At 49.9% G+C, this 20,638-nt stretch carries 21 protein-coding genes and 1 pseudogene; 11 read left to right on the top strand and 11 right to left on the bottom strand.

The features are described 5' to 3' along the window. Nucleotides 1-10: 10 nt before the first annotated feature. The 5 genes and pseudogenes from prmA to uvrA all read right to left on the bottom strand — a co-directional run bounded on the left by prmA (nt 11) and on the right by uvrA (nt 6,616). The gene (gene prmA, locus OO017_RS15740; protein WP_266053596.1) at nt 11-838 is read right to left on the bottom strand and encodes a 50S ribosomal protein L11 methyltransferase; all 828 of its coding nucleotides are present in this window, start codon (nt 836-838) and stop codon (nt 11-13) included. An 8-nt stretch (nt 839-846) separates the two neighbouring features. Next, nucleotides 847-1,200: a 7(1) septoil knot domain-containing protein gene (locus tag OO017_RS15735; protein WP_266053594.1), complete on the bottom strand. Its 354-nt coding sequence runs from the start codon at nt 1,198-1,200 to the stop codon at nt 847-849. Between the two features lie 89 nt (nt 1,201-1,289). After that, nucleotides 1,290-2,051, bottom strand: a complete 762-nt coding sequence (gene tpiA, locus OO017_RS15730) for a triose-phosphate isomerase (RefSeq protein ID WP_266053592.1) — start codon at nt 2,049-2,051, stop codon at nt 1,290-1,292. Between the two features lie 471 nt (nt 2,052-2,522). Then, nucleotides 2,523-3,603 (bottom strand): annotated as a pseudogene (locus OO017_RS15725) (ISAs1 family transposase). Nucleotides 3,604-3,808: 205 nt separating this feature from the next. Beyond that, the gene (gene uvrA, locus OO017_RS15720; RefSeq protein ID WP_266053590.1) at nt 3,809-6,616 is read right to left on the bottom strand and encodes an excinuclease ABC subunit UvrA; all 2,808 of its coding nucleotides are present in this window, start codon (nt 6,614-6,616) and stop codon (nt 3,809-3,811) included. 417 nt (nt 6,617-7,033) lie between these two features. Between uvrA and OO017_RS15715 the strand changes: the two genes are divergently transcribed. The 10 genes from OO017_RS15715 (at nt 7,034) to OO017_RS15670 (ending at nt 13,636) form a co-directional block, all read left to right on the top strand. Then, nucleotides 7,034-8,047, top strand: a complete 1,014-nt coding sequence (locus OO017_RS15715) for a T9SS type A sorting domain-containing protein (protein WP_266053589.1) — start codon at nt 7,034-7,036, stop codon at nt 8,045-8,047. A gap of 102 nt (nt 8,048-8,149) precedes the next feature. Beyond that, nucleotides 8,150-8,275 carry a 30S ribosomal protein THX gene (locus tag OO017_RS15710; RefSeq protein WP_266053587.1) on the top strand — a complete coding sequence of 42 codons (126 nt, stop codon included), beginning with the start codon at nt 8,150-8,152 and terminating at the stop codon, nt 8,273-8,275. Between the two features lie 497 nt (nt 8,276-8,772). Beyond that, on the top strand, nt 8,773-9,111 hold the full coding sequence (locus OO017_RS15705; protein WP_266053585.1) for a hypothetical protein: 339 nt from the start codon (nt 8,773-8,775) through the stop codon (nt 9,109-9,111). Between the two features lie 190 nt (nt 9,112-9,301). Further along, nucleotides 9,302-9,622 (top strand): cupin domain-containing protein, encoded by a 321-nt coding sequence (locus tag OO017_RS15700; protein ID WP_266053583.1) that lies wholly within the window; start codon nt 9,302-9,304, stop codon nt 9,620-9,622. Between the two features lie 7 nt (nt 9,623-9,629). After that, nucleotides 9,630-10,022, top strand: coding sequence for a group III truncated hemoglobin (locus tag OO017_RS15695; protein ID WP_266053581.1), 393 nt, complete (start codon nt 9,630-9,632; stop codon nt 10,020-10,022). A 419-nt stretch (nt 10,023-10,441) separates the two neighbouring features. Beyond that, a complete protein-coding gene (locus tag OO017_RS15690) occupies nt 10,442-11,044 on the top strand; it encodes an RNA polymerase sigma factor (RefSeq protein WP_266053580.1) in 603 nt (200 codons plus the stop codon). Then, entirely contained in the window at nt 11,019-11,249 is a 231-nt protein-coding gene (locus OO017_RS15685; protein ID WP_266053579.1) for a hypothetical protein, read from the top strand. The genes OO017_RS15690 and OO017_RS15685 overlap by 26 nt, the downstream gene beginning before the upstream one ends. A 20-nt stretch (nt 11,250-11,269) precedes the next feature. Next, nucleotides 11,270-11,953 carry an endonuclease III gene (gene nth / locus OO017_RS15680; protein ID WP_266053577.1) on the top strand — a complete coding sequence of 228 codons (684 nt, stop codon included), beginning with the start codon at nt 11,270-11,272 and terminating at the stop codon, nt 11,951-11,953. A 173-nt stretch (nt 11,954-12,126) separates the two neighbouring features. Next, complete coding sequence (locus OO017_RS15675) at nt 12,127-12,753, top strand: hypothetical protein (protein WP_266053576.1); 627 nt, start codon at nt 12,127-12,129, stop codon at nt 12,751-12,753. A 295-nt stretch (nt 12,754-13,048) separates the two neighbouring features. Further along, the gene (locus OO017_RS15670; protein ID WP_266053575.1) at nt 13,049-13,636 is read left to right on the top strand and encodes an LURP-one-related family protein; all 588 of its coding nucleotides are present in this window, start codon (nt 13,049-13,051) and stop codon (nt 13,634-13,636) included. A gap of 69 nt (nt 13,637-13,705) precedes the next feature. Here OO017_RS15670 and OO017_RS15665 read toward each other — a convergent pair whose 3' ends face one another. The 3 genes from OO017_RS15665 to gldB form a co-directional block, all read right to left on the bottom strand. Next, entirely contained in the window at nt 13,706-14,185 is a 480-nt protein-coding gene (locus tag OO017_RS15665; RefSeq protein WP_266053574.1) for a DUF4890 domain-containing protein, read from the bottom strand. Nucleotides 14,186-14,357: 172 nt separating this feature from the next. Next, complete coding sequence (locus tag OO017_RS15660) at nt 14,358-15,566, bottom strand: glycosyltransferase family 4 protein (protein WP_266053573.1); 1,209 nt, start codon at nt 15,564-15,566, stop codon at nt 14,358-14,360. A gap of 116 nt (nt 15,567-15,682) precedes the next feature. Then, complete coding sequence (gene gldB, locus OO017_RS15655) at nt 15,683-16,687, bottom strand: gliding motility lipoprotein GldB (protein ID WP_266053571.1); 1,005 nt, start codon at nt 16,685-16,687, stop codon at nt 15,683-15,685. Nucleotides 16,688-16,761: 74 nt separating this feature from the next. On the opposite strand from gldB, the gene OO017_RS15650 reads away from it, so the two are divergent. Beyond that, entirely contained in the window at nt 16,762-17,421 is a 660-nt protein-coding gene (locus tag OO017_RS15650; RefSeq protein ID WP_266053570.1) for a porin family protein, read from the top strand. 73 nt (nt 17,422-17,494) lie between these two features. On the opposite strand, the gene OO017_RS15645 is transcribed toward OO017_RS15650, so the two are convergent. From OO017_RS15645 to OO017_RS15635, 3 genes are all read right to left on the bottom strand, one after another. After that, nucleotides 17,495-19,093: an Rne/Rng family ribonuclease gene (locus OO017_RS15645; protein WP_266053569.1), complete on the bottom strand. Its 1,599-nt coding sequence runs from the start codon at nt 19,091-19,093 to the stop codon at nt 17,495-17,497. 218 nt (nt 19,094-19,311) lie between these two features. Then, on the bottom strand, nt 19,312-20,175 hold the full coding sequence (locus OO017_RS15640) for a tetratricopeptide repeat protein (protein ID WP_266053567.1): 864 nt from the start codon (nt 20,173-20,175) through the stop codon (nt 19,312-19,314). Between the two features lie 60 nt (nt 20,176-20,235). Next, nucleotides 20,236-20,541 (bottom strand): HU family DNA-binding protein, encoded by a 306-nt coding sequence (locus tag OO017_RS15635; RefSeq protein WP_046309325.1) that lies wholly within the window; start codon nt 20,539-20,541, stop codon nt 20,236-20,238. Nucleotides 20,542-20,638 lie beyond the last annotated feature (97 nt).

The following is a 20,638-nucleotide window of genomic DNA, read 5'->3' as shown; positions in this document are numbered from 1 at the left end:
AACTTTTATACTATGCTCTGAAGGTGGCAGAAACCCAATTATTTTTAACGCGGTGTGACACATACGTCAGGCCAAGCTCTTCGCAGCGCTCTTGTATCATGGGCAGGTCCTCGGTGTAGAAGCCGCTCAGCAGCAGCCAACCTTCCGGTTTCAGTACCGCTTTGTAGGCGGGCATATCTTCCAGTAAAACGTTTCGGTTGATGTTGGCAAGGATGATATCATAAGGCTTGTCTCCTTCAATGGTCTCGGCGCCTCCCAGCCGTACATCTATACTGGTGTAGCCATTGAGTTCGGCATTTTCGCGGGCATTCTCCACAGTCCAGTCCTCAATCTCCACCGCCACAATCTCTGAGGCGCCCAACTCTCCCGCCATAATGGCCAGAATACCGGTGCCGCAGCCCATATCCAGCACGCGCTTGCCCTGGTGGTCCAGCGTCAACTGGTTCTCGATCATGAGCGTGGTGGTTTCGTGGTGACCCGTGCCGAACGACATCTTCGGGTTGATGACAATATCATACCTGGCATCCGCAGGTTTCTCGTGAAACGAAGCACGCACAGATACCTCGCCGCCAATGAAAAGCGGCTCGAAATTGCGTTCCCACTCCTCGTTCCAGTTCTGGCGCTCGATCTTTTGGGTAGTATACTCCACCGGCACAAAGTCGGCGTAGCGGTTCAGGGTCTCCTCCAGCTCCTGCTGGCTATACTTATCTTCCTCGATGTAGGCGCTGAAGCCGTCTTCGGTTTCCACAAAGGCGTCAAAGCCCAACTCTCCCAGTTCAGCTGTCAGTATATCCGCAAAGTCTGCGTTTACTTTTAAGGTTACTTCTATAAAATCCATGGTAAATATTATTCTCGGCAAGTGGCAAAAGAACGCGCATCGGTAAAATGCACGGTAAAATCAGCTTCATGGCGTTGCTCGGTCACGTACAGCACATGGTCGGCAAAGGCCTTGTTTGGCGTTACGTACCAGACGGCGGGCGCATCGGCAAAGAGCTTGTTGCTCTCGCGGTATACCACCATATCGGCAAAAGCCTCCTCCTCCCCCAGGTACACCACATGCGAGGCGGTATTTTTATATATGGGGTTGCGCTCCAGGTACACACTGCCATACACCTGGCAGTGGTTACGCCCGACCTCTGAAGCAGAAGCAGGGCTCAGGTGCGGCAGCAGCGCCATCCAAAGTATGAGCAGTATCTGCATAAATTAGTTTGTTAAAATATAGGCAAGATACAAAAAAAGGTCGCTAACCCAGTAGATTAGCGACCTTTTTAACAATTTCTTATTGTATTTTATATGGATTTGATCACATCCGTAAAATCCCTTGATTTGAGCGACGCGCCCCCGATCAAACCGCCGTCTACATCGGCCTGCGAGAACAGCTCTTTGGCATTGCCTGGATTGCAGCTGCCACCGTAAAGTATGGACGTGTTGTAGGCCGCCTCGGCATCGAACATACGGGCAAGTTGCTCACGGATGTACTCGTGCATTTCCTGCGCCTGCTGGCTGCTGGCGGTGCGACCTGTGCCAATCGCCCAGATCGGCTCGTAGGCCACCACCACCTGGTCAAACTCCTCGTTGCTGAGGTATGACAGGCTGTCGTGGAGCTGCTTGCCCACATAATCGAAGTGGCGGTCGGCGTCGCGCTCCTCCAGCGGCTCGCCGCAGCAGAAAATCGGCTTCATGCCATGGGCAATGGTAACTTTCATTTTTTTGTACAGCGTCTGGGCATCTTCATGGTGGTACATGCGTCGCTCACTGTGCCCGATAATCACATACTCCACTCCTACTGATTTCAGCATAGCAGCCGACACCTCCCCGGTAAAGGCTCCACTCTCATGCTCGCTCACGTTCTGGGCGGCAAGGTGCATTTTATCGTTCCCTTGGGTTAGCCTGCCCACGCTCTGCAGGAACGGAAACGGAGGGGCTACAACCACAGTCACATCGCCGTTCACCTCGTCCTTCACCATGTTGTCGATCTCCGACACCAGCGAAAGTGCCTCCTCAGCGGTTTTATTCATTTTCCAGTTGCCTGCAACAATCTTCTTTCTCATGTTTTATACTTTGTTGATGATGGTTATACTTGGTCTAGCTTGTCCAGAAGCTTTACGGCAAGATAGGAAAATTTGGTATACCTGCCTTAGTTAAGTTAGTACGAGTTGAGTGCACCTATTTGAACCAAGTTATACTTTCTAACTGCTGTTGATTTACTGTTTATACTTTGGCTATACTTTCTGGCCATTGCTCCTTGCATCGAGAGCTGAGCTATACTTTCTAGCTACCGCTGATCCTCAGTCTTACAAGCGGCTCGTTGCATTTCTTGCTTTGGCTCCCTCAGCCCGGGAGGGCTCGTCTTCCCGCATCGCGCTGGGACCTTTTCCTGCCCTCGTGCCTCGGGCTGCCTCGCTCCCGCTCGGCACCGGAAAAACTCCAAAGGCGCTCAACGGAAAGACTGGGATCAGTTCGATAGCTACTGCCTTCGCTATGCAACTTATACCAAGTCCTCCTTCGAAGGCAGGGCCGTTTCATTCTAGCAATTGCGCTATTTTATCTGGTTTATTGGTTACCGTTCTCATAGTTTGCGTTATCGTGGTGCCCATTCTGGCCAGCAGGCTAATGGCAAAGCTTCTTAACAGCGAGAGAATGGCAGGCCCGTTCCCCCTTCTTGCCCTGCAGCTGTCTTCTTTGAAGACAGTATCCTTTACCCAGTGCAGGCCGTTCTCGATTGCCCAATGCAGCCGTATCCCCTTGGCGAACTCCTTTGCCTTCAGCCGCAGGTCGCTGATGTAGTAGCTGGTCCGCTCATAGGCTTTCCCCTCCCTGCTTCCCCAGCGGGTCACTTTGATGAAGGTGCGCAGCCCCCGCCACTGCTCCTTCTGCTCGCCCTGCGCCCGGAACGCCTCCACTTTTCTGTGTTCACGGCGCCCTTTCCCGTACTCGCTGCTGCTGTAACGCTGCCGCGTTTCTTGCGCGCATACTGCCTGCACCTGCGCAAAGAGCAGCTTGTGGTTCGCTTTCAACTTCAGCACGTAATGGCACTTGTTTTCCAGTATGGCCGCTACTGTTTTTTTGTGCGTGGAGGGCGTCGGCGGTGTACACGAGCCCTTTGGCGGTTTGCTTTTCAATCAGCTGCCGCACTGTCTTTATCTCGCTCTCCTCTTTGTTGCGAAAGCTGGCGGAGGCCACAACCCTTCTTTGCTGCCCGAAAAAAAGGCTCACCACATTCACGAAATCCTGACGGCTTTCCCCATAGCCTTCTACCGTGGCCTTTATGGCCTTGCCATCCAACTGGGCCCACTGCAGTACCTTGCCCTTCCCCTCAGCGGAGCTGTTCCAGTGCCCAAGCACATGAGAAAGCGCGTCCGTGGGTATGTGCATGATAACCCTGCGCGGGGTAGAGTAAGAGGGCAGGCGCTTTGCGTCGAGAAGCCTGAGCAGCTCCTGCTCGTTTGCCCGCACAAAGTCCCCCATGGCACGGTAAGAGCACATGCCACTCACAGTGGCCATGATGCTCAAAACAAGGACAACCCCTAGCGGGTGTCGTCTCCCGGCACCCCTTCTTTTATCTGGCAACTGGTTTAGCTGCTCTATCAGCTCACTTAGCATAACCCCTCCTTTCAAATTTCTTGCTCTGGTATTTTACGTGACTTAGTTAGAATGAAACGACCCTGCCTTCAAAGGGGGCAGGAGGATGTAATCGTTCATGGAAAAGTTCCCCTCCTCGGAGGGATTAGAGGTGGTTGGATTTGACACAACAAAAAAGCCGCTGCAGTTATACTTGCAGCGGCTTTATACTTATACTTTACTTCACTTAGAGCCTTTCCTTCAGGAACCTAGCCGTATGGTTATCCTCCAGCTTCGCCATCTCCTCTGGCGTACCTTCAAACAGCAAGTGCCCTCCGTTTATACCTCCCTCCGGGCCAAGGTCTATGATCCAGTCAGCGGATTTTATGATATCCATGTTGTGCTCGATGATCACCACGGTGTTGCCGTTCTCGATGAGCGCGTTAATGGAGGTGAGCAATTTGCTTATGTCGTGGAAGTGCAGGCCGGTGCTCGGCTCATCGAAGATAAAGAGGATGTCGCTTTGGTGTGGCTGCGCCCCCTTCGTCAGGAACGACGCCAGCTTCACCCGCTGCGCCTCCCCGCCAGAAAGCGTATTGCTCGACTGCCCCAGTCGGATATACCCCAGCCCCACCTCGTTCAGCGGCCTCAGCTTCTCAATGATCTTTGGTTGGTCGGCAAAGAAGTCGATACTGTCGGCAATGGTCATGTCCAGCACATCCGAGATGCTCTTATCCTTATACTTTACATCCAGCACATCCTGCTTGAAACGCTGCCCGTGACAGCTGTCGCAGGTCAGGTAGATATCGGCCATGAACTGCATCTCTATCTTCACCTGTCCTTCGCCCTGGCATACTTCGCAGCGGCCACCCTCTATGTTAAACGAGAAGTGCGATGGCTTAAACCCGCGCGCTTTGGCTACAGGCTGATCAGCATACAGGCTTCGTATGGCATCATACGCCTTCACGTATGTTACCGGGTTAGAGCGCGACGACTTGCCGATGGGATTCTGGTCCACAAACTCCACGTGCTCAATCTTGCTGTAGTCGCCGGCCAGCTTATCGAACTTTCCGGTTGCCTCGGCAGTAGCGCCGTGCAGCTTCTGCATAGCCGGAGCCAGAATCTTCTTGATCAGGGTAGATTTACCGGAGCCGCTCACGCCTGTTACCACCGTCATGATACCGAGCGGAATCTTCACACTCAGGCTTTTGAGGTTATTTTCCCGAGCCCCGATCAGCTCGATGGCATTGCGCCATTTACGGCGCTGCGTTGGCACCGGCACCTCCATCCTGCCACTCAGGTAGCGGCCGGTATAGGTATCCCCTGATTTCGCCATTTCTTCAAAAGAGCCCTGGAACATCAGGTTGCCGCCACCCGACCCAGCCTCCGGGCCGATATCTATTAATTGGTCTGCAGCGCGCATCATCTCCTCCTCGTGCTCCACCACAATTACGGTATTACCCAGCTGCTGCAGCGAGCGCAACACGCCAATCAGTTGCTCGGAATCCTTCGGGTGCAAGCCTATACTTGGCTCGTCTAGGATATACATGGAGCCCACCAGGGCACTACCCAACGAAGTAGCCAGGTTAATGCGCTGGCTCTCGCCGCCGGATAATGTATTGGAGAGGCGGTTCAGTGTCAGGTAGCCCAGCCCCACGCGCTCCAGGTAGCCTAAGCGGTTCGTCACCTCCGTTACTAGTCGCTCGGACACGTTTTGCTCATGCTCCGTCAGCTGAAGGTCGCGGAAAAACGGCAGCACCTGCGTAATCGGCATCAGCACAAGGTCGGTTATACTTTTGCCGCCCACTTTTACGTAACTGGCATCTTTGCGCAAACGCGAGCCCTTGCAGTCGGGGCAGGTGGTACGGCCACGGTAGCGCGACAGCATCACGCGGTACTGTATCTTGTGCGTCTGCGACTGTATCTCTTTAAAGAAGGCGTTGAGCCCGGAGAAATACTTGTTGCCTGTCCAGAGCAGCTCCTGCTCGGCCTCCGTCAGCTCGTTGTATGGCCTGTGGATCGGGAAATCGAAACGGATACCGTTCTTGAGCAGCGGCTGTAGCCATTCGTTCATCTTATCGCTTCGCCACGGGGCGATGGCTCCCTCGTACACCGTTAGGCTCTTGTCCGGGATCACCAGGTCCGGGTCGATGCCGAGCACGCTGCCGAAGCCCTCGCAGGTCTGGCAGGCGCCGTAGGGGTTGTTGAAGCTGAAGAAGTTAACCGACGGCTCCTCGAACACCATCCCGTCCAACTCAAACCTATCCGAAAACACCCGCTCTTCCTCGTTGCCATACTTTACGCGGCACTCGCCGTGGCCCTCAAAAAAGGCAGTCTGCACCGAGTCAGCAATACGAAACTGCAGATCCTCGTCATTTTTGTAGATCACGGCGCGGTCTACAAGTATAAAAATCTCTTTGCCCAGCTTCGGCTTCTTCTCCTCCAGCAGCTCCTCTATAAAGTATACCTGCCCATCAGCGTACAGGCGCGAATAACCTTTCTGCAGCAGCAGATCCAGTTCTTTGGCTAGTGTGCGCTCCTTGTGCTGGTGCAGCGGCGCCAGAATCATCACCCGGGCCTCATCCTCCAACGAGAAAATAAAGTCTACCACATCGGCCACAGAATCTTTCTGCACCACCTCCCCCGATACAGGCGAGTAGGTTTTGCCGATGCGGGCGTAAAGCAACTTCAGGTAATCGTAGATCTCGGTGCTGGTGCCAACGGTAGAGCGGTTGTTCTTTATACTTACCTTCTGCTCGATGGCGATGGCCGGGCTGATGCCTTTGATGTAGTCTACATCGGGCTTATCCATACGGCCCAGGAACTGGCGCGCGTAGGAGCTCAGGCTCTCCACGTACATGCGCTGCCCCTCGGCATACAGGGTATCAAAAGCCAACGACGATTTACCTGACCCTGACAGCCCCGTAATGACGATAAACTTGTTGCGGGGCAGCGCCACACTCAGGTTTTTGAGGTTATGTACCCGGGCACCCTTAATTATAATGTGCTGGCGCGCATCAAGTTCGTCCAGTTTATCTTCAGTTATGTTTACCATATATCAGTGAGCCTCTCCGGCAAGTATAAGTGGCCGTTTAGGAGGCTGTTTTAAGCGAAATTTCAATTTGTAAAGATACGAATAGATAACCGCTTTTTGAAGGCCTTTGTTACAGTTGAAGCTCAGGCGACTGCCCTCCCTGCAAGTTCACAGAAAACAGCGTTGCTCATACTTTAGTCTTTTGCCCCGTTTGCAGAGGTTCACAAGATTTTTTGGGGGCTTTACTAAAATTAGCTTTCTGGGCTACTCCCGCCCCTTGCTAACCCGTACATAACTATACAGAAATCACCCTTGGCGGCGCTGCCGCCAACAGGCCTGCTATGCCACCCTTCATGGCCGCTACAACTCTTCGTTTACCCCAAACATCGGGTACGTTTCCTGCTGAGCCAGATTCCTTAATTCAAATTACCCTCCGTCATGAAAAAATATTTTACTTCTATACTTTTCCTCTTCTGCCTGCTGGCTTTCGGCTTTATACCTTTTGCAACCTTAGCCCAAGATGATGAGCCTGTGGAGTGCAACTACACTGATGGTGACTGTATTTCTATTGGCTATGTGAATATTGAGTTTGTGGAAGGCAACCCAGACAAGTACTTTATCTCCGTAGACTACAACATTATACAAGGCGGCGAAAACAACTGCCCCGCTATAGAGCGCATCAGGTTCGAACCCTCTTTTGGCAACACAGGCATTATAGAAATAGGCGACGAAGAGGAAATATTCGGCTCTGCCGTTATTGAGGTGAACGCCAATAGCTTTGATGCACAAGGCGGGGTTTTGACAATGACTGTTGAATACGAAGAGCCTGGGCAGCAGAACTTACCAATTGACCTAGAGTTGCCGGAGGATGCCGAATGTGGTGAGATCACCCCGTTACCCGTGGAGCTATCCCGGTTTGAAGGCAAAGCGGCGCAAAGTGGCGTTAGCCTGGAGTGGGAAACTGCCAGTGAGCAGAACAACAGCCACTTTGAAGTAGAGCGCAGCACCGACGGCAAAGCTTTCGAACATCTAGGCAAAGTAGCAGGCAACGGCAATTCTTCTGTAGCCCTCTCCTATAAGTACTTCGATAAACACCCATTCCCGGGCCTGAACTATTACCGACTGAAGCAGGTAGATTTTGACGGCAGGTATGAATACTCCAAAGTAGTGGCTGTAACCGCCGCGGAGGCTAAACCGCTGCAAGTACAAATGCTGCCAAACCCATGCCTAAACGGCGACTGCCAGTTAAATATAACATCCACCGCCCCGGGCCAGCAGGTACGAGTGCAACTGCAGGACCTTACCGGACGTGTGGTATTTGAGCAAACCATGCGCGAAGATGACGAGCAACTACAGCTTACGCAGCAACAACTGAAGAACCTGCGCGGGATATTTATACTTTCGGCGGAGGTTGGCCAGGAGGTAGTGCGGCAGCGGGTGGTGCTGGAGTAACGGGGCTGCACCCAACGCATTCAAAGCTGCAGGGCAACCTTTGCCTGCGGCCGGCACGTAGGGTTTTATACTTTCATACTGAACTTAAAAATTCGTTGTACTATGGGAAAAGGCGATAAAAAATCGAGGAAAGGAAAGATTACCAAGGGCACTTACGGCAAGAAACGGACCCGCAAAGGCTATAACCTTAAAATGAAGCCAACCGGCAAAGAGGCCGCCTCTGCGTAAGCGCGCCGGCATTGTGCAAAATCGCCCTGCCATGGTTGAGAGAAAACCGGGCAGGGCGATTTTGCACTTTTACACCCACCACCCCTTTACCAGCTACCGCCTTATACTTATTTAACCGCTACTGCGGGGGTTACCATCCCTTCCCGGCTTTTAATTTTCAAGCATTGGCACCTCCCAGAATCCGCTTTCTCCCTATAAATCAATAACATCCAAAATATTTACTAAATATCCTTCTGTTTCTGCAACTATGCTTTGTTTATCGTAGTATAAACATTTACCTATTTTTAGTTTTGGGCATTACGCACCTAGAGGCGCCGCTGCGTGGCATATTAGCCCATATGTAACAAAATTACCACCACTCTGTTAAAAGAGAGGCTCTGGTATTATGAAATTGTAAACTATACTTTTCCAAGCCAACGCTTGCCCTACAGGTTCGTACCTTTAGGCTTATAAGACGTTCTTAAAATTATTTTTTCATCTTTTAAAGACACTATTCCATGCAAGTACTGGACATCAGAAATTTGTTGGAGAACATTGAGCGGAAGGTGTACCAGCAGGAACTCACAACCGATGACGCAGTAACGAAATATATTAACTCAGAAATCGCCAAGGCCATCAACCTGAAGTATAAAAAGGAGAATGAGGCGGAGGAAGAAATGCTGCAAAATATTTCCTGCACCACGTTGGAGTGCTACCTGGACCACCTGAAGGCCGTAGAGGCCAAGCTCAAAAAACCATGCGATATCTCTGCGCAATGCCACCCTATAGAAGAGCGCGAGATTAACCGCCGCCTGCTACTCATCCTGAACCGCCTGAAGGGCTACAGCAGAAAGTAGTATTCGGCATAAAACTGTTTTTAAGACTATCCTTCGCAAGATTCCTCAGCTCTTCCGAAGGATTTTTTATGCCCATACCCCCAGCCGGCACACCTATTTTTGCCTGAGCTGTCTATACATGACGGATGTCATTTTTTTGAAGCTCCTGCCTCCGTAAACTTGTATTTTAGAACAGATTGCAGGAGAAGGCATGCCAGATACACCACCATCTTTTCAGGAGTTTACAGAACTGGGGAACCAGCTTACTTATAGCCACACAGGCTTTCAGAGTAAAGTGCTTCTTGAGCGGGAGAAACTCAAAGCCATACTTTTTGCCTTTGAGCAGGGGCAGCAGCTAAAAGAGCATAAAACTACCCAAGACGTGCTGCTACTTATTCTGGAAGGGGAATGCACTTTCGATATTCACCAGTCGCAGCGCCACCTGAAGGCCGGGGAAGTATACCGCATACCTGCCAACGTACCGCACGCCCTGCAGGCACTAACTGATTTTAAGATGGTGCTGCTAAAGTAATACCCCCATGAAGAAAGATATCACAACTGAGGATGACGTAAAGCTGCTCGTAGATACTTTTTACGGCCACGTAAACCAGGACGAGCTGCTTTCGCCAGTTTTTAACGGCTTTGCCCAAATTAACTGGCAGCACCACCTGCCTATTATGTACAGTTTCTGGAGCTCGCTGCTGTTCGGAAGTATGGCCTACAAAGGCCAGCCATTTCCGAAGCACATACGCCTGCCCATCCAGCAGGAGCACTTTGAGCGCTGGGTAGTGTTGTTTATCCAGACAATCGCAGAGCTTTTTGAAGGTACCAAGGCAGAAGAGGCAAAACACAAGGCCAAAAGTATAGCCCGCATTTTCCAGATGAGAATGGGCCTACTAAGTATACTGGACCAGGAACCTGAAAGCAAATAATAGCCCTATACCCTATACCCAAAGAAAGGCAGTAGCACCACCAGCTACTGCCTTTTCTGTTTTTACACTTGCACCAGCCCTTCCTTAGCTATTTTTTCAAAAGCATAAATCACACGCCTACAATCAATTGCATAAAAAAAGATAGTCTTTTTCTATATGTGGAAAACTAAATTTAACACATCGCATTATAACTTTCATTTTGCTTACGTATATACCATTTTACGCACCTGCAGCGCAACGTTTTGAGGCGGCAGCAAGTATAAGGCCAACTTCTTTTTTTGAATAATACCGGCGTCTATGCTTGCACATCCAAAAGGCGTTCTATATATTTGATTTACATTTCTGATAAAAACTGTTTTTTAACAAGTAAACGCAACAATATGATATAAAGCTCTACGTTAACTTAATGTAGCTTTAAGATGAATACAACTACCCAGATGAGCGACTCTGCATTGGTGTCACTCTACATCGCAGGTAATGAAGGTGCGTTTGAACAGCTTGTAAACAGGCACAAAAACAAAGTCTACACCACTATTTTATTGATTGTAAAGGACTCGTACACGGCCGAGGACCTCATGCAGGATGCTTTTATAAAGGCCATCCACACCATGAAGGGCGGACGCTATAACGAGGAAGGCAAGTTTTCTTCGTGGATATGCCGTATTGCACATAACCTGGCAATCGACCATTTCCGTAAAGAGAAAAGGAGCCCGGTGATCACGCTGGAAGACGGCAGCAACGTGTTTAACAACATGTCTTTCTCTGAGGACTCGGCTGAGTCGCTGCAGATAAAAGAGGACACGCATGCCCGTTTACGCGAGCTTATCCAAACGCTGCCGCAGTCGCAGCGGGAAGTGCTTATGATGCGCCACTACGCAGAAATGAGCTTCCAGGAGATAGCAGACGCTACCGGCGTGAGCATCAACACAGCCCTGGGTCGTATGCGCTATGCACTGATCAACCTCAGGAAAAAGATGCTAAAAAGTAATATTGCGTATGATACAAACCTCTACTCAGAATGAACTGATCCAGTATGTATATGACGAGTTGGCCGACGACGCCTGCGTGCAACTGGAATCAGCGTTATTGCAAGACAACGAGTTAGCCGAAGGCTGCTCCGACCTGCTTTTGCTGCAGCAACTCCTCGACGGGGCTGCCAAAGCGCCCAGCGCACGCTCGGTACAAAACATATTAAATTACTCAAAAAGCTTAAGTTTGCAGTCCTAACCAGATTGCAAGCTTTTTTTATGCAGAAAAAGGAACGCTACAAGCTCCTGATTGAGTACTTTACCCAACACTTTCCGGAGCCGGAGACAGAGCTGGCTTACAGCAACCCCTATGAGCTTATTTTGGCTGTGGTGCTAAGCGCCCAGTGCACCGACAAGCGCGTGAACATGGTAACGCCCGCCCTTTTTGAGGCTTACCCTACCGCCGAAGCGCTTGCCACCGCTACGCCTGAGGATATTTTCCCGCTGATCAAAAGCATTTCCTACCCAAACAACAAAGCCAAACATTTGGCAGGATTGGGCAAGATGCTGGTGGAGCAGTTTAACGGGGAGGTGCCCAGCACCGTGGAGGAACTGGTGAAACTGCCAGGCGTGGGCCGTAAAACCGCCAACGTGATCGTATCGGTTATCTGGAACCAGCCAGCCATGGCCGTAGATACGCACGTGTTCCGGGTAAGCAAGCGCCTGGGGCTGGTAACGAAAACAGCCAAAACACCGCTGGAGGTAGAGAAACAACTGGTGGCCAACATTCCGAATGAGCTTATCTCCAAAGCGCACCACTGGCTTATACTTCATGGCCGCTACATCTGCCTGGCCCGCCGGCCTAAGTGCGAGGAATGCCCCCTCACCCACTTCTGCGCCTTCTTCCAGAAGAACTTCCCTAACATCCCCGATGACCCCGAGAATAAGTTGGGTGGGATGTGATGAAAATAATCCTCTAAAGTATAAAAGCCTGTTGCAACCATAGTTGCGGCAGGCTTTTATAGTTATTGCTGTAGATGGAAGTTTATACTATATTGAATTGCAATTCGGCTTATTTGTTAAAAATACCTGATAAGCAGAATAGACTTCCGTTAGTACACAATTTGGCAGTAACTATGAACCATCTAACACGACTTGTATTGGTAGTTGTTGTGTCGCTATTCAGCCACAACTCCTTTGCATGCGAGTGTATACCATATCTTGGCGATAACTGGAAAGCAGAAAGAGTTTATAAAAACATTGCAGCGAACTCTTTGGTGTTTATTGGTGACGTTTTAAGCCATAATGATAGTACCTATACAATCAAAGTTCTTGATGTTATTAAGGGTGAAGCAGTAGCAGACACTATATTTGGATATAATCACCTTACCAGTTCCTGTACTAAGTATGTTACTGAAGGCATGTGGGTTATCTACACTAAACTGGATAAGGAAGGGCGTATACCTGAAATTGACGGCTGTAGCATATCCAGAAATCTCTCTAATCCAGAATTTAGCTATGTGCCGCCTCTCCCAGGTGAGCATCTTGATTCTCTACAATTAGAAGAACTGGTAGAGAGCCAAGAGCAAGAACAACTTCCTCTGCACCTGAAAAGTTGGATGAACGAGTACGCTATACTTGCTGCCTATAGGAATCAGGCTAAAGCATCAGAAACAGAAGAAGAAAGCGGTAATAATCTATTAAGTTATGTGGCGTTAGGTGTGGCGCTAATTGCTCTACTCGTAGCGCTACTGAAAAAATAACTAAGTGCCAACCACGTGTATACTCTATGCTGCGGCTGAATACTTCGCACATCGTTTACACCAGTATGTTATCGATCCACACTTCCCAAAGATTAACATTTAACCTTAAGCTTTACACGTCATTGTAACATTAGCCCCTTTCCTCCCAAACCCACTTCAGACCTACATTTTTTTAGCCCAGCAACTTTAAGTATAGGGCGCCAAAAACATTTTATTTATATTATATTTAAAGTTTCTCGCCTGTGGTGAGTTAAAAAAACACCTTAAATCAATTATCGGCATATTACTTTATCCCATGCACCCTATACTTAACCAAAATACATTCTTTGTAAAAGAGCACACCGGCGTATTTAAAGCCTCAAACAACTACGACATTTATAACCCGCAAACGCAGGAACTGGCCCTTACCTGCCGTGAGGAGAACCTGGGGATTTTCACCAGGCTATTGCGCTTTACCGACTACAAGCGGATGACGCCCTTCCGTATCGAGGTAAGGTCGGCTGATGGCGAGAAGGTGCTGACGGTGCGCAGAGGCGTTTCGTTCTTCCTTTCTAAAGTAGAGGTGCTGGACCATGACGATGAAGTGGTGGGCAAACTCAAGCAGAAATTCTTCTCGATAGGTGGCAAATTCAATGTGGTTGATACCGCCGACAATTACCTTTTCTCGCTGAAGGGCAAGTGGACCAGCTGGGATTTTAAGTTCGTAAAAGACAACCTGGAGTTTGCGCACATCAATAAAAAGTGGGCGGGCATGGGCAAAGAGCTCTTCACCTCCGCCGATAATTACATGCTCACCATGACGGACCAGGTGCCTGAGAATAACAACATCAGGTTACTCATACTTGGCGCCGTTATGTGCATCGATATGGTGCTGAAAGAGTAAGTTTATACTTTACTGAAAAGAAAAAGAGGGAGGCCAACTGTGGCCTCCCCCTTCTGCATTCTCTTATCTTTAGCTTCTGTGCTGTCTTTCTCCTTTATGGGATTTGCGGGAATCGCGTTGCTGCTCATGCTTAGCCCGCTTCTTCGCCTGTATCTCCTCATACTTGGCATACTGCTTTTTATTGAGGATGTCTTTCATCTCCTCGTTGTGGCGCTGGTGGGCGGCCATCATTTCCGCACGCATCTGCTCGCGGGCGGCCGCATCTTTCTTGTCGCCTTTCTTAAAATGCGCTCTCTTTTCCTTATGCTCCTTTGCCTCTTTCAGGTAAAGAGCCTTCACCTTCTTTGCCTGTGATTTGCTCAGGTCCAGTTCCTTGTCCATGCGCTCTGTTTTGGCTTGGGCCCTTTCTTCCGGAGACTTACGCTCGCCTTTGTGTTTCTGCATTCTTGCCTCCTGGCGAGGCTTTGTAGTATCTTGTGCTACTGCGGGTGCTACAGCGCTGCCCATAACCAGCACACCTAGTGCCAGGGCTAACAGGTTCTTTTTCATCTTCTTTTGCTTTTAGGTCGGTTAGATAGATTGGCACCAGCGCCCAGGCTTGGGAGTTAGTGCGGTTACGGTTGCATATCCAAACCACATGCCAGCTTTTATCAGAGGCATAGAATCACCTAAAAGCTATTAAGAGAAGATATTAGGAAAAACTGAGAGGAAAAGTATAAAATCAGCGGGAGAACTGACTCACCACATGCAGCAACACCTCTTCCACCTGCCGTATCAGCTGCTTGCGGTCGAATAGCTGTCGGGCGACGGCTGCTCCGCTGGCTGACGCAGCCTGGAGCTTATCTGGTTGCGCCAGTATCCCGCGCAGGATCTGGGCCAAGGCCTCCGGCTGCTCGGCAGGGGTATACCAGCCACAGCCATACTTCTCCACAACAGCCTTTGTCCAGCCGGGGTTGGTAACGATGGTCGGGGTGCCGCAGGCAAGGCTATCATAAAACTTGGCGGGAGAGTTGCTGGCTAATACCGGCAGGTCATTGAAAGGCACCAGGGATACATCGGCCAGTTTAAAGAGCTTAAACACATCCGGGCGTGGCTGCGGCGGCAGCAACAGCAGGTTTGGCACCCGCTGCGCCAGTTCCTTCAGCTGTGGATCGTAGTATCCGTTGCCGGTAAAGACGAACATTATACTTTGGTCTGCGGCCATACTTTGGATAGTCTGCATCAGCGTGGGCATGCTGTTGGCACGGCCGTAGGTACCTGCGTAAAGCACCACCCGCTTGCCCTGCAGCTTATACTTGCTCCGCATCTCCTCCACCTCCTGCTCCGGCACAGCATCTACCATGTCCAGATCTGTCCCGTTGTAATTGGTCGTGATTTTCTCCCTCGGGATGCCAAGGCCTGCGATGTAATCCGTCATATCCGGGGAGAGGGTGATGATGTGGCTGGCGCTCTCGTACAGGCGGCGCTCCATGTTGTAGAGGCGCTGCTGCAGCCAGCTGTTTGGCACCGCGCCCATCTGTATCGGGAAACTCGGCCAAAGATCCTGCACCTCAAATACCCACGGCACACCCCGCAGCTTTGCCACCTGCGAGGCTACCCACGGCGTACTCAGCGGCGTAGACACCGCCCACAGCACATCCGGCTTCTGCAGCTGCATGGTGCGCTTAAAGGCACTTCCGGCAAAGCCTGCAAAGGACTTCAGGCGTTTGCGCACACCCATTTTGTTTGAGTATGGCGCGGTAATCTCGTGTAGCTCCACTCCCTCCGGCACCCAGCTATACTTGTGCGTGATACGGGTCTTTCGCCAGCCGTCGCTTGTCACCAGGCTTACCCTATGCCTTTGCACCAACTCCTCCATAAAAGTATAGTGGCGGCACGTGGCAGGGCAGTCCGGGTTGTGGTGATGCTGGTTAAGGAGGGCAATATGCATTCTAAATTGTTGAGTTGTTGGATCGCAAAATTATTGATCAGAAGTCAAGCGAACCTGTTGAGCGGGCTTTTTCCCCGAAAACAATTTAACAGTGAAGCCGTGCGGCCATTATCATGTTATCGTTTCTTCTCCGGCTTATACTTTGACTCCTCGAAAATTTTGCGGTAGTCTGTTTCGGCCATTAGCTCTGGCAAGGTTACCTCCGGGTTTCGCTCCATGTACTTGCGCACAATCTGCCAGCCTACCCAGGTACCTACACGGCCGGGAGCCGTAGCATCTATTTCAGGTGTATTGGGCCGCTCGCCAATATATTTGTTTACCACGAAAGGGGTTTTATCAAACAGCAGCTCTTTTTCAATAAAGTGTGCCCATATTCGGCCTTCGTTATGGAATACATCCGCTATCTGCTTGTCAGAGTAAGAGATGATCAGGGAATCCGGCACGCAAGGTAGCACCGATTTCACAAAATAGTATGCCTTACCCATTCCGATCATCTCGGCCAGCAGGGTGCGGTCTGCAAAATTGGTCTTGTTAAAACGATTGGAGAGCAACAGCATGGCTGCCGGCACCATTTTGTTCGGCTCGTAGCGGTTCAGAATGTAATCATACGCCTGCGGACGATACTTCGCCTCCGGCCCGATAAAGTAGTCTATCCCAAACACAATCAGGCTATCCGATACATACAGGTCGTTACCCAAGGTACCCAGGCCTGTTACAAAGGTTTTCACCTGCGGCACCTCAAACTCCGGGTAATTATACTTTAGCACCTTAAAAGCTCCCTCCAGCTGCCCCTCCTGCTCCTGCATATTGGCAAACGTACTCATGGCCTGCTGCGCCAGCGAGTCCAGGGCTTTGTTGGTGGCCAGGGAATGCAGCGGATTAATGAAAGCAGAATCGGAAGGGTATTCGCCCTGCTGCAGGTACTGCTGGGCAAAGTATGGATTGTCTTTGATAAACCCGGCAATGTCGGCTTTGGTTTCTGCCTCAAAGAAAGGTTTCTCCAGCCGCTCTATCTCCACATCCACCGGAATATTAGCTATTTCTTTGGGCAGTTCGCAGCCTTTTTCGCCGCAACCAAAGGTGAATACAAGTATGGCAAGTATAAGGAATCTGTAATACATGTTTCGTATCTTTGTACAAAAATAGGGGGTTACTTCGTAATAGGGTAACGCAAAGTATAATAAAAGCTAAGCTAATGAAGAAAATTACACTCTTATTGCTGTTTTTGTGCGCCGGGTTCACATCGATGGCCCAGGTTGAGATCGGATTACAGTTGTCTCCAACCATTTCCGGGAACCGCTTCGTGGCCGAGGACAGGTATAACTTTGAGAAGGAAAGCAACAAGCTGCGCCTGGGCGTAGGCGTGGTGGTGGATTATTTTTTCGCCCAGAACTACGCCTTCAGCACCGGCCTGATGTACCGCAGCAAAGGCTCTGAGATTACCTACACAGAAACAGATGATAGCGGCACATCCCGCCAGATGAAAGATGACATTGCCGTGCAGTATGTGCAGTTACCGATAAGCCTGAAGCTATTTACGAACGAGGTGGCCCCGGGCACGTTACTATACTTCCAGGTAGGCGGCTCGCTTAACACCAAGGTGGCAGCCCAGGTAAACGACAAGAAGGTCATTAACAGCGAGAAGGTGATCAAGCGCTTCAATATTTTTGAGGCGGATGCACTGCTTGGCGGCGGCGTGGAGTTCCAGATGGGCGAGAGCACCAAAGTGTTCGGCGGCCTTACCTACCACCGCGGCCTCACCGATATCGACGACTTTTACGAGAAGAAGTTCGGCGACAAGAATATCTCTGTGAAAAACAACGGCGTTTCGCTTGATTTCGGCCTCAAGTTCTAAGAGCCATACTTATAAAACGAAGAAAGCCGCTGCTATTAGTTTAGCAGCGGCTTTTTTGTAAGGTAAGCCAGGCCTACTCCTCTTCTTTATTCTGCACGCCATTCATGTCGCTGAAGGCGGATCGCAATTCTATTTCCTCGCCCCTACTGTCCATCACTTTAAACTCCATGATGCCGAGGGAGGTATCTTTGATTAAACTCACCCATCTGAAGTACTTAAAGAACCACTTCACCTGCCGTGAGATCAGGCCTTTGGTGTAGTAGGCATGCACAAACGGGTGTAAGTATACTTCCAGACTCTTGTGGTTGTGGCTTGTCAGCAAGTCGTCTACTGCTGCGTCAATTTCGTCTGTTACCAGAATACTGGCAGATGTTTTACCGGTGCCGCCACATGTAGGGCAAACCTCGCCGGTTACAATATTTTGCTCAGGCCTTACACGCTGTCTGGTGATCTGCATCAGGCCGAATTTCGAGATCGGAAGAATGGTAGACTTAGAGCGGTCTCGCTTCATCTCCTCCTTCACCACCTCGTATACTTTCTGGCGGTTTTCTGGCGACTTCATATCAATGAAGTCTACTACGATGATACCACCTATATCCCGGAGGCGCAACTGGCGGGCCACTTCTTTGGCGGCCATCATGTTTACGTGCAGTGCGGTTGCCTCCTGATCGGTTTCGGTATTGGATTTGTTCCCACTATTCACATCAACTACATGCAGCGCCTCGGTGTGCTCAATCACCAGGTATCCGCCACCTGGTATCGTCACAGTCTTTCCGAAGGCAGCTTTCAGCTGTTTCTCGATGTGGAAGTGTTCAAAGGTCTTGGTTTTGCCAGTATAGTGCTTCAGGATCTTGATCCTTTCCGGCGCTATACTTTGCACGTATGCCTTGATCTCGTCATAGAGTTGCGTGTTGTCAACCACTATGTTGTCAAAGCTCTCGTTTAATAAATCCCTCAAGATGGAGGAAGAACGATTGAGCTCGCCAATGATTTTGTCGTTTGGCTTTGCTATTCTGAGGGTTTTAAAGCCCTCTTCCCAATTTGCTAGCATGTTGCGCAGGTCTCTGTCGAGCTCTGCCACATCGCGGCCTTCTGCCACTGTCCGGATAATCACGCCGAAGTTCTCCGGCTTTATACTTGTGATCAGGCGTTTCAGTCGGGTCCGCTCCTCTTTGCTTACGATCTTCTTGGATACGCTTACCGTGTTTGAAAACGGCACGAGCACCAGGTATCGCCCGGCAAGAGAGAGCTCGCAGGATAAGCGTGGGCCTTTAGTTGAGATAGGCTCTTTAACGATCTGCACCAACAGCTGCTGCCCCTTCTTGAGCACGTCAGCTATCTTGCCGAGTTTGTCTATCTCAGGCTCATACTTAGCCTGGTTCAGCTTGGGTGTTGCGTTCTTCTGTGTTTGCGCCGCTTTAACATACCTGTTAAGTGTTTTGATATTAGCGCCCAGATCATGGTAATGCAGAAACGCATCCTTCTGGTAGCCAATATCAATAAAGGCGGCGTTCAGTCCAGGCATTACTTTTTTTACAGTACCCAGGAAAATATCGCCTACAATGTAGTCCGTATCTTTCGACTCGAAGTGATACTCAACTAAGCGTTTGTCCTGTAAAAGCGCAATGCGATCCCCATCCTGAGTAGAATTGATGATTAGCTCGTTGCTCAATTTCTCTCAAATGGTTATGTTGGATGTATAAGACCAAAGCCCACTTTAGCTTATGCAAAGTGGGCCCTCGTGAACGCGGAAGAATTACTTCTTCTTATGTCTGTTTTTTCTAAGGCGCTTCTTTCTCTTGTGTGTAGCGATCTTATGTCTTTTTCTTTTCTTTCCGCAAGGCATAATCTTGTAGTTTTTGTTTTATGGATAATTTCTTTAATGCTTCACTATAGTCTTGCCAGGTACTCGTCTACCGATGAATTAAGGGCCGGATCCGTGCTCATGCTCTTCACCTTGTTAAATAAAGCCTTCGCCTCTTCCGTCTGCCCCGTCTCAGCCAACGCTACAGCCAGGTAGAAGGTTCCTTCTACGTGCTCCGGGTTAACCGACACCAGTTTCTGAAAATGCCCTACGGCCTTATCGTACTGGTTAGACTGAATGGATAGGATACCGAGGTTAAACAGCGCCTTCTGGTGATTTGGGTCTGAGGCCAGCACTTCGCGCAGCATGGTAATGCCCTGCATCGGATTGGAGGTCGCGATGTAGGTCATGGCTACGTTGGTTTTGGCATCATGGTCAGAAGGGTTGTTCTTCAGCACCTGCTCATACATGCTGCGGGCTTTCTGGCCCAACTCGCTGGCGCGCTCCTGCGTGGCAGCAAACGTAAAGGCCTCATAGTAGGCGTCTCCGGCTCTTTTAAAGCTTTTCTCGCCACCACGGGCCTTAGCGGCAATTTCGTAGTAGTAACCAGCGCTGTCATACTTGGCGGCGTTGGCGTAGGCCTCGGCAAGCTCCACAGCCACACGGCTGCGGCTTTGCTCATCGGTAGCCTTGTTATACTTGGCGCGGGCGGTTGTCAGCGCCATCAGCTGCTCTGGTGTGGCAGTTCTGTGGGCTTCGGCCGCTGCCCCCTCCTCTGCTCCGTGGTCATGCCCATCATCTTCTGAGTGGCCTTCCGGCACGGCGGCAGTGGTCTGGTTTCCGGCAAGGTTGTCTTTATCCTCATTGTTCACAACAACCTTAGGCAAAAAGAATAGAACGGCCACCAAAGCGATGGCTGCTACAACTATCAGTATTTGAGACCGTTTCATTCTTTCTGCCTAATTGGTTGCAATGTTTATTCAATTCGGATTCAGCAAAGATACAAAAAATTAAGAATGCGTAAGCTCCTGAATCTTTTTGCTGTTCTTGATCTTCTGGATGAAGGTCTTAGACGGTTTGAAGCTTGGGATAAAGTGCTCGTCGATAATGATAGATGTGTTTTTAGAAATGTTACGAGCTACTTTCTTCGCACGCTTCTTATTCACAAAGCTACCAAAACCTCTCACGTAGATGTTGTTACCATCAGCCATAGAGTCCTTCACCACTTTGAAGAAAGCCTCGATTGTAGACTGTACATCTGCTTTATCAATCCCTGTCTTATCAGCAATCTCTGATATTACTTCTGCTTTAGTCACTTTCTTAGATTTTTAGGATATTAATAATATGTTAACTTTCTAATCTTTGGAAATCAGCATGTTCCGTATGAACTGTGAAATTCGGGGCACAAAGGTA

The organism is Pontibacter anaerobius, assembly GCF_026241195.1.
Classification (GTDB): Bacteria; Bacteroidota; Bacteroidia; order Cytophagales; family Hymenobacteraceae; genus Pontibacter; species Pontibacter anaerobius.
This window is presented reverse-complemented; position numbering and strand designations above follow the sequence as displayed.

Coding starts and splice junctions, on each gene's coding strand:
- OO017_RS15650 (WP_266053570.1), top strand. CDS start 16,762: ATGAAGAAAATTACACTCTTATTGCTGTTTTTGTGCGCCGGGTTCACA.
- nth (WP_266053577.1), top strand. CDS start 11,270: ATGCAGAAAAAGGAACGCTACAAGCTCCTGATTGAGTACTTTACCCAA.
- OO017_RS15705 (WP_266053585.1), top strand. CDS start 8,773: ATGCAAGTACTGGACATCAGAAATTTGTTGGAGAACATTGAGCGGAAG.
- prmA (WP_266053596.1), bottom strand. CDS start 838: ATGGATTTTATAGAAGTAACCTTAAAAGTAAACGCAGACTTTGCGGAT.
- OO017_RS15715 (WP_266053589.1), top strand. CDS start 7,034: ATGAAAAAATATTTTACTTCTATACTTTTCCTCTTCTGCCTGCTGGCT.
- OO017_RS15690 (WP_266053580.1), top strand. CDS start 10,442: ATGAATACAACTACCCAGATGAGCGACTCTGCATTGGTGTCACTCTAC.
- OO017_RS15685 (WP_266053579.1), top strand. CDS start 11,019: ATGATACAAACCTCTACTCAGAATGAACTGATCCAGTATGTATATGAC.
- OO017_RS15710 (WP_266053587.1), top strand. CDS start 8,150: ATGGGAAAAGGCGATAAAAAATCGAGGAAAGGAAAGATTACCAAGGGC.
- OO017_RS15695 (WP_266053581.1), top strand. CDS start 9,630: ATGAAGAAAGATATCACAACTGAGGATGACGTAAAGCTGCTCGTAGAT.
- OO017_RS15735 (WP_266053594.1), bottom strand. CDS start 1,200: ATGCAGATACTGCTCATACTTTGGATGGCGCTGCTGCCGCACCTGAGC.
- OO017_RS15700 (WP_266053583.1), top strand. CDS start 9,302: ATGCCAGATACACCACCATCTTTTCAGGAGTTTACAGAACTGGGGAAC.
- OO017_RS15640 (WP_266053567.1), bottom strand. CDS start 20,175: ATGAAACGGTCTCAAATACTGATAGTTGTAGCAGCCATCGCTTTGGTG.
- OO017_RS15675 (WP_266053576.1), top strand. CDS start 12,127: ATGAACCATCTAACACGACTTGTATTGGTAGTTGTTGTGTCGCTATTC.
- OO017_RS15670 (WP_266053575.1), top strand. CDS start 13,049: ATGCACCCTATACTTAACCAAAATACATTCTTTGTAAAAGAGCACACC.
- OO017_RS15665 (WP_266053574.1), bottom strand. CDS start 14,185: ATGAAAAAGAACCTGTTAGCCCTGGCACTAGGTGTGCTGGTTATGGGC.
- gldB (WP_266053571.1), bottom strand. CDS start 16,687: ATGTATTACAGATTCCTTATACTTGCCATACTTGTATTCACCTTTGGT.
- uvrA (WP_266053590.1), bottom strand. CDS start 6,616: ATGGTAAACATAACTGAAGATAAACTGGACGAACTTGATGCGCGCCAG.
- OO017_RS15660 (WP_266053573.1), bottom strand. CDS start 15,566: ATGCATATTGCCCTCCTTAACCAGCATCACCACAACCCGGACTGCCCT.
- tpiA (WP_266053592.1), bottom strand. CDS start 2,051: ATGAGAAAGAAGATTGTTGCAGGCAACTGGAAAATGAATAAAACCGCT.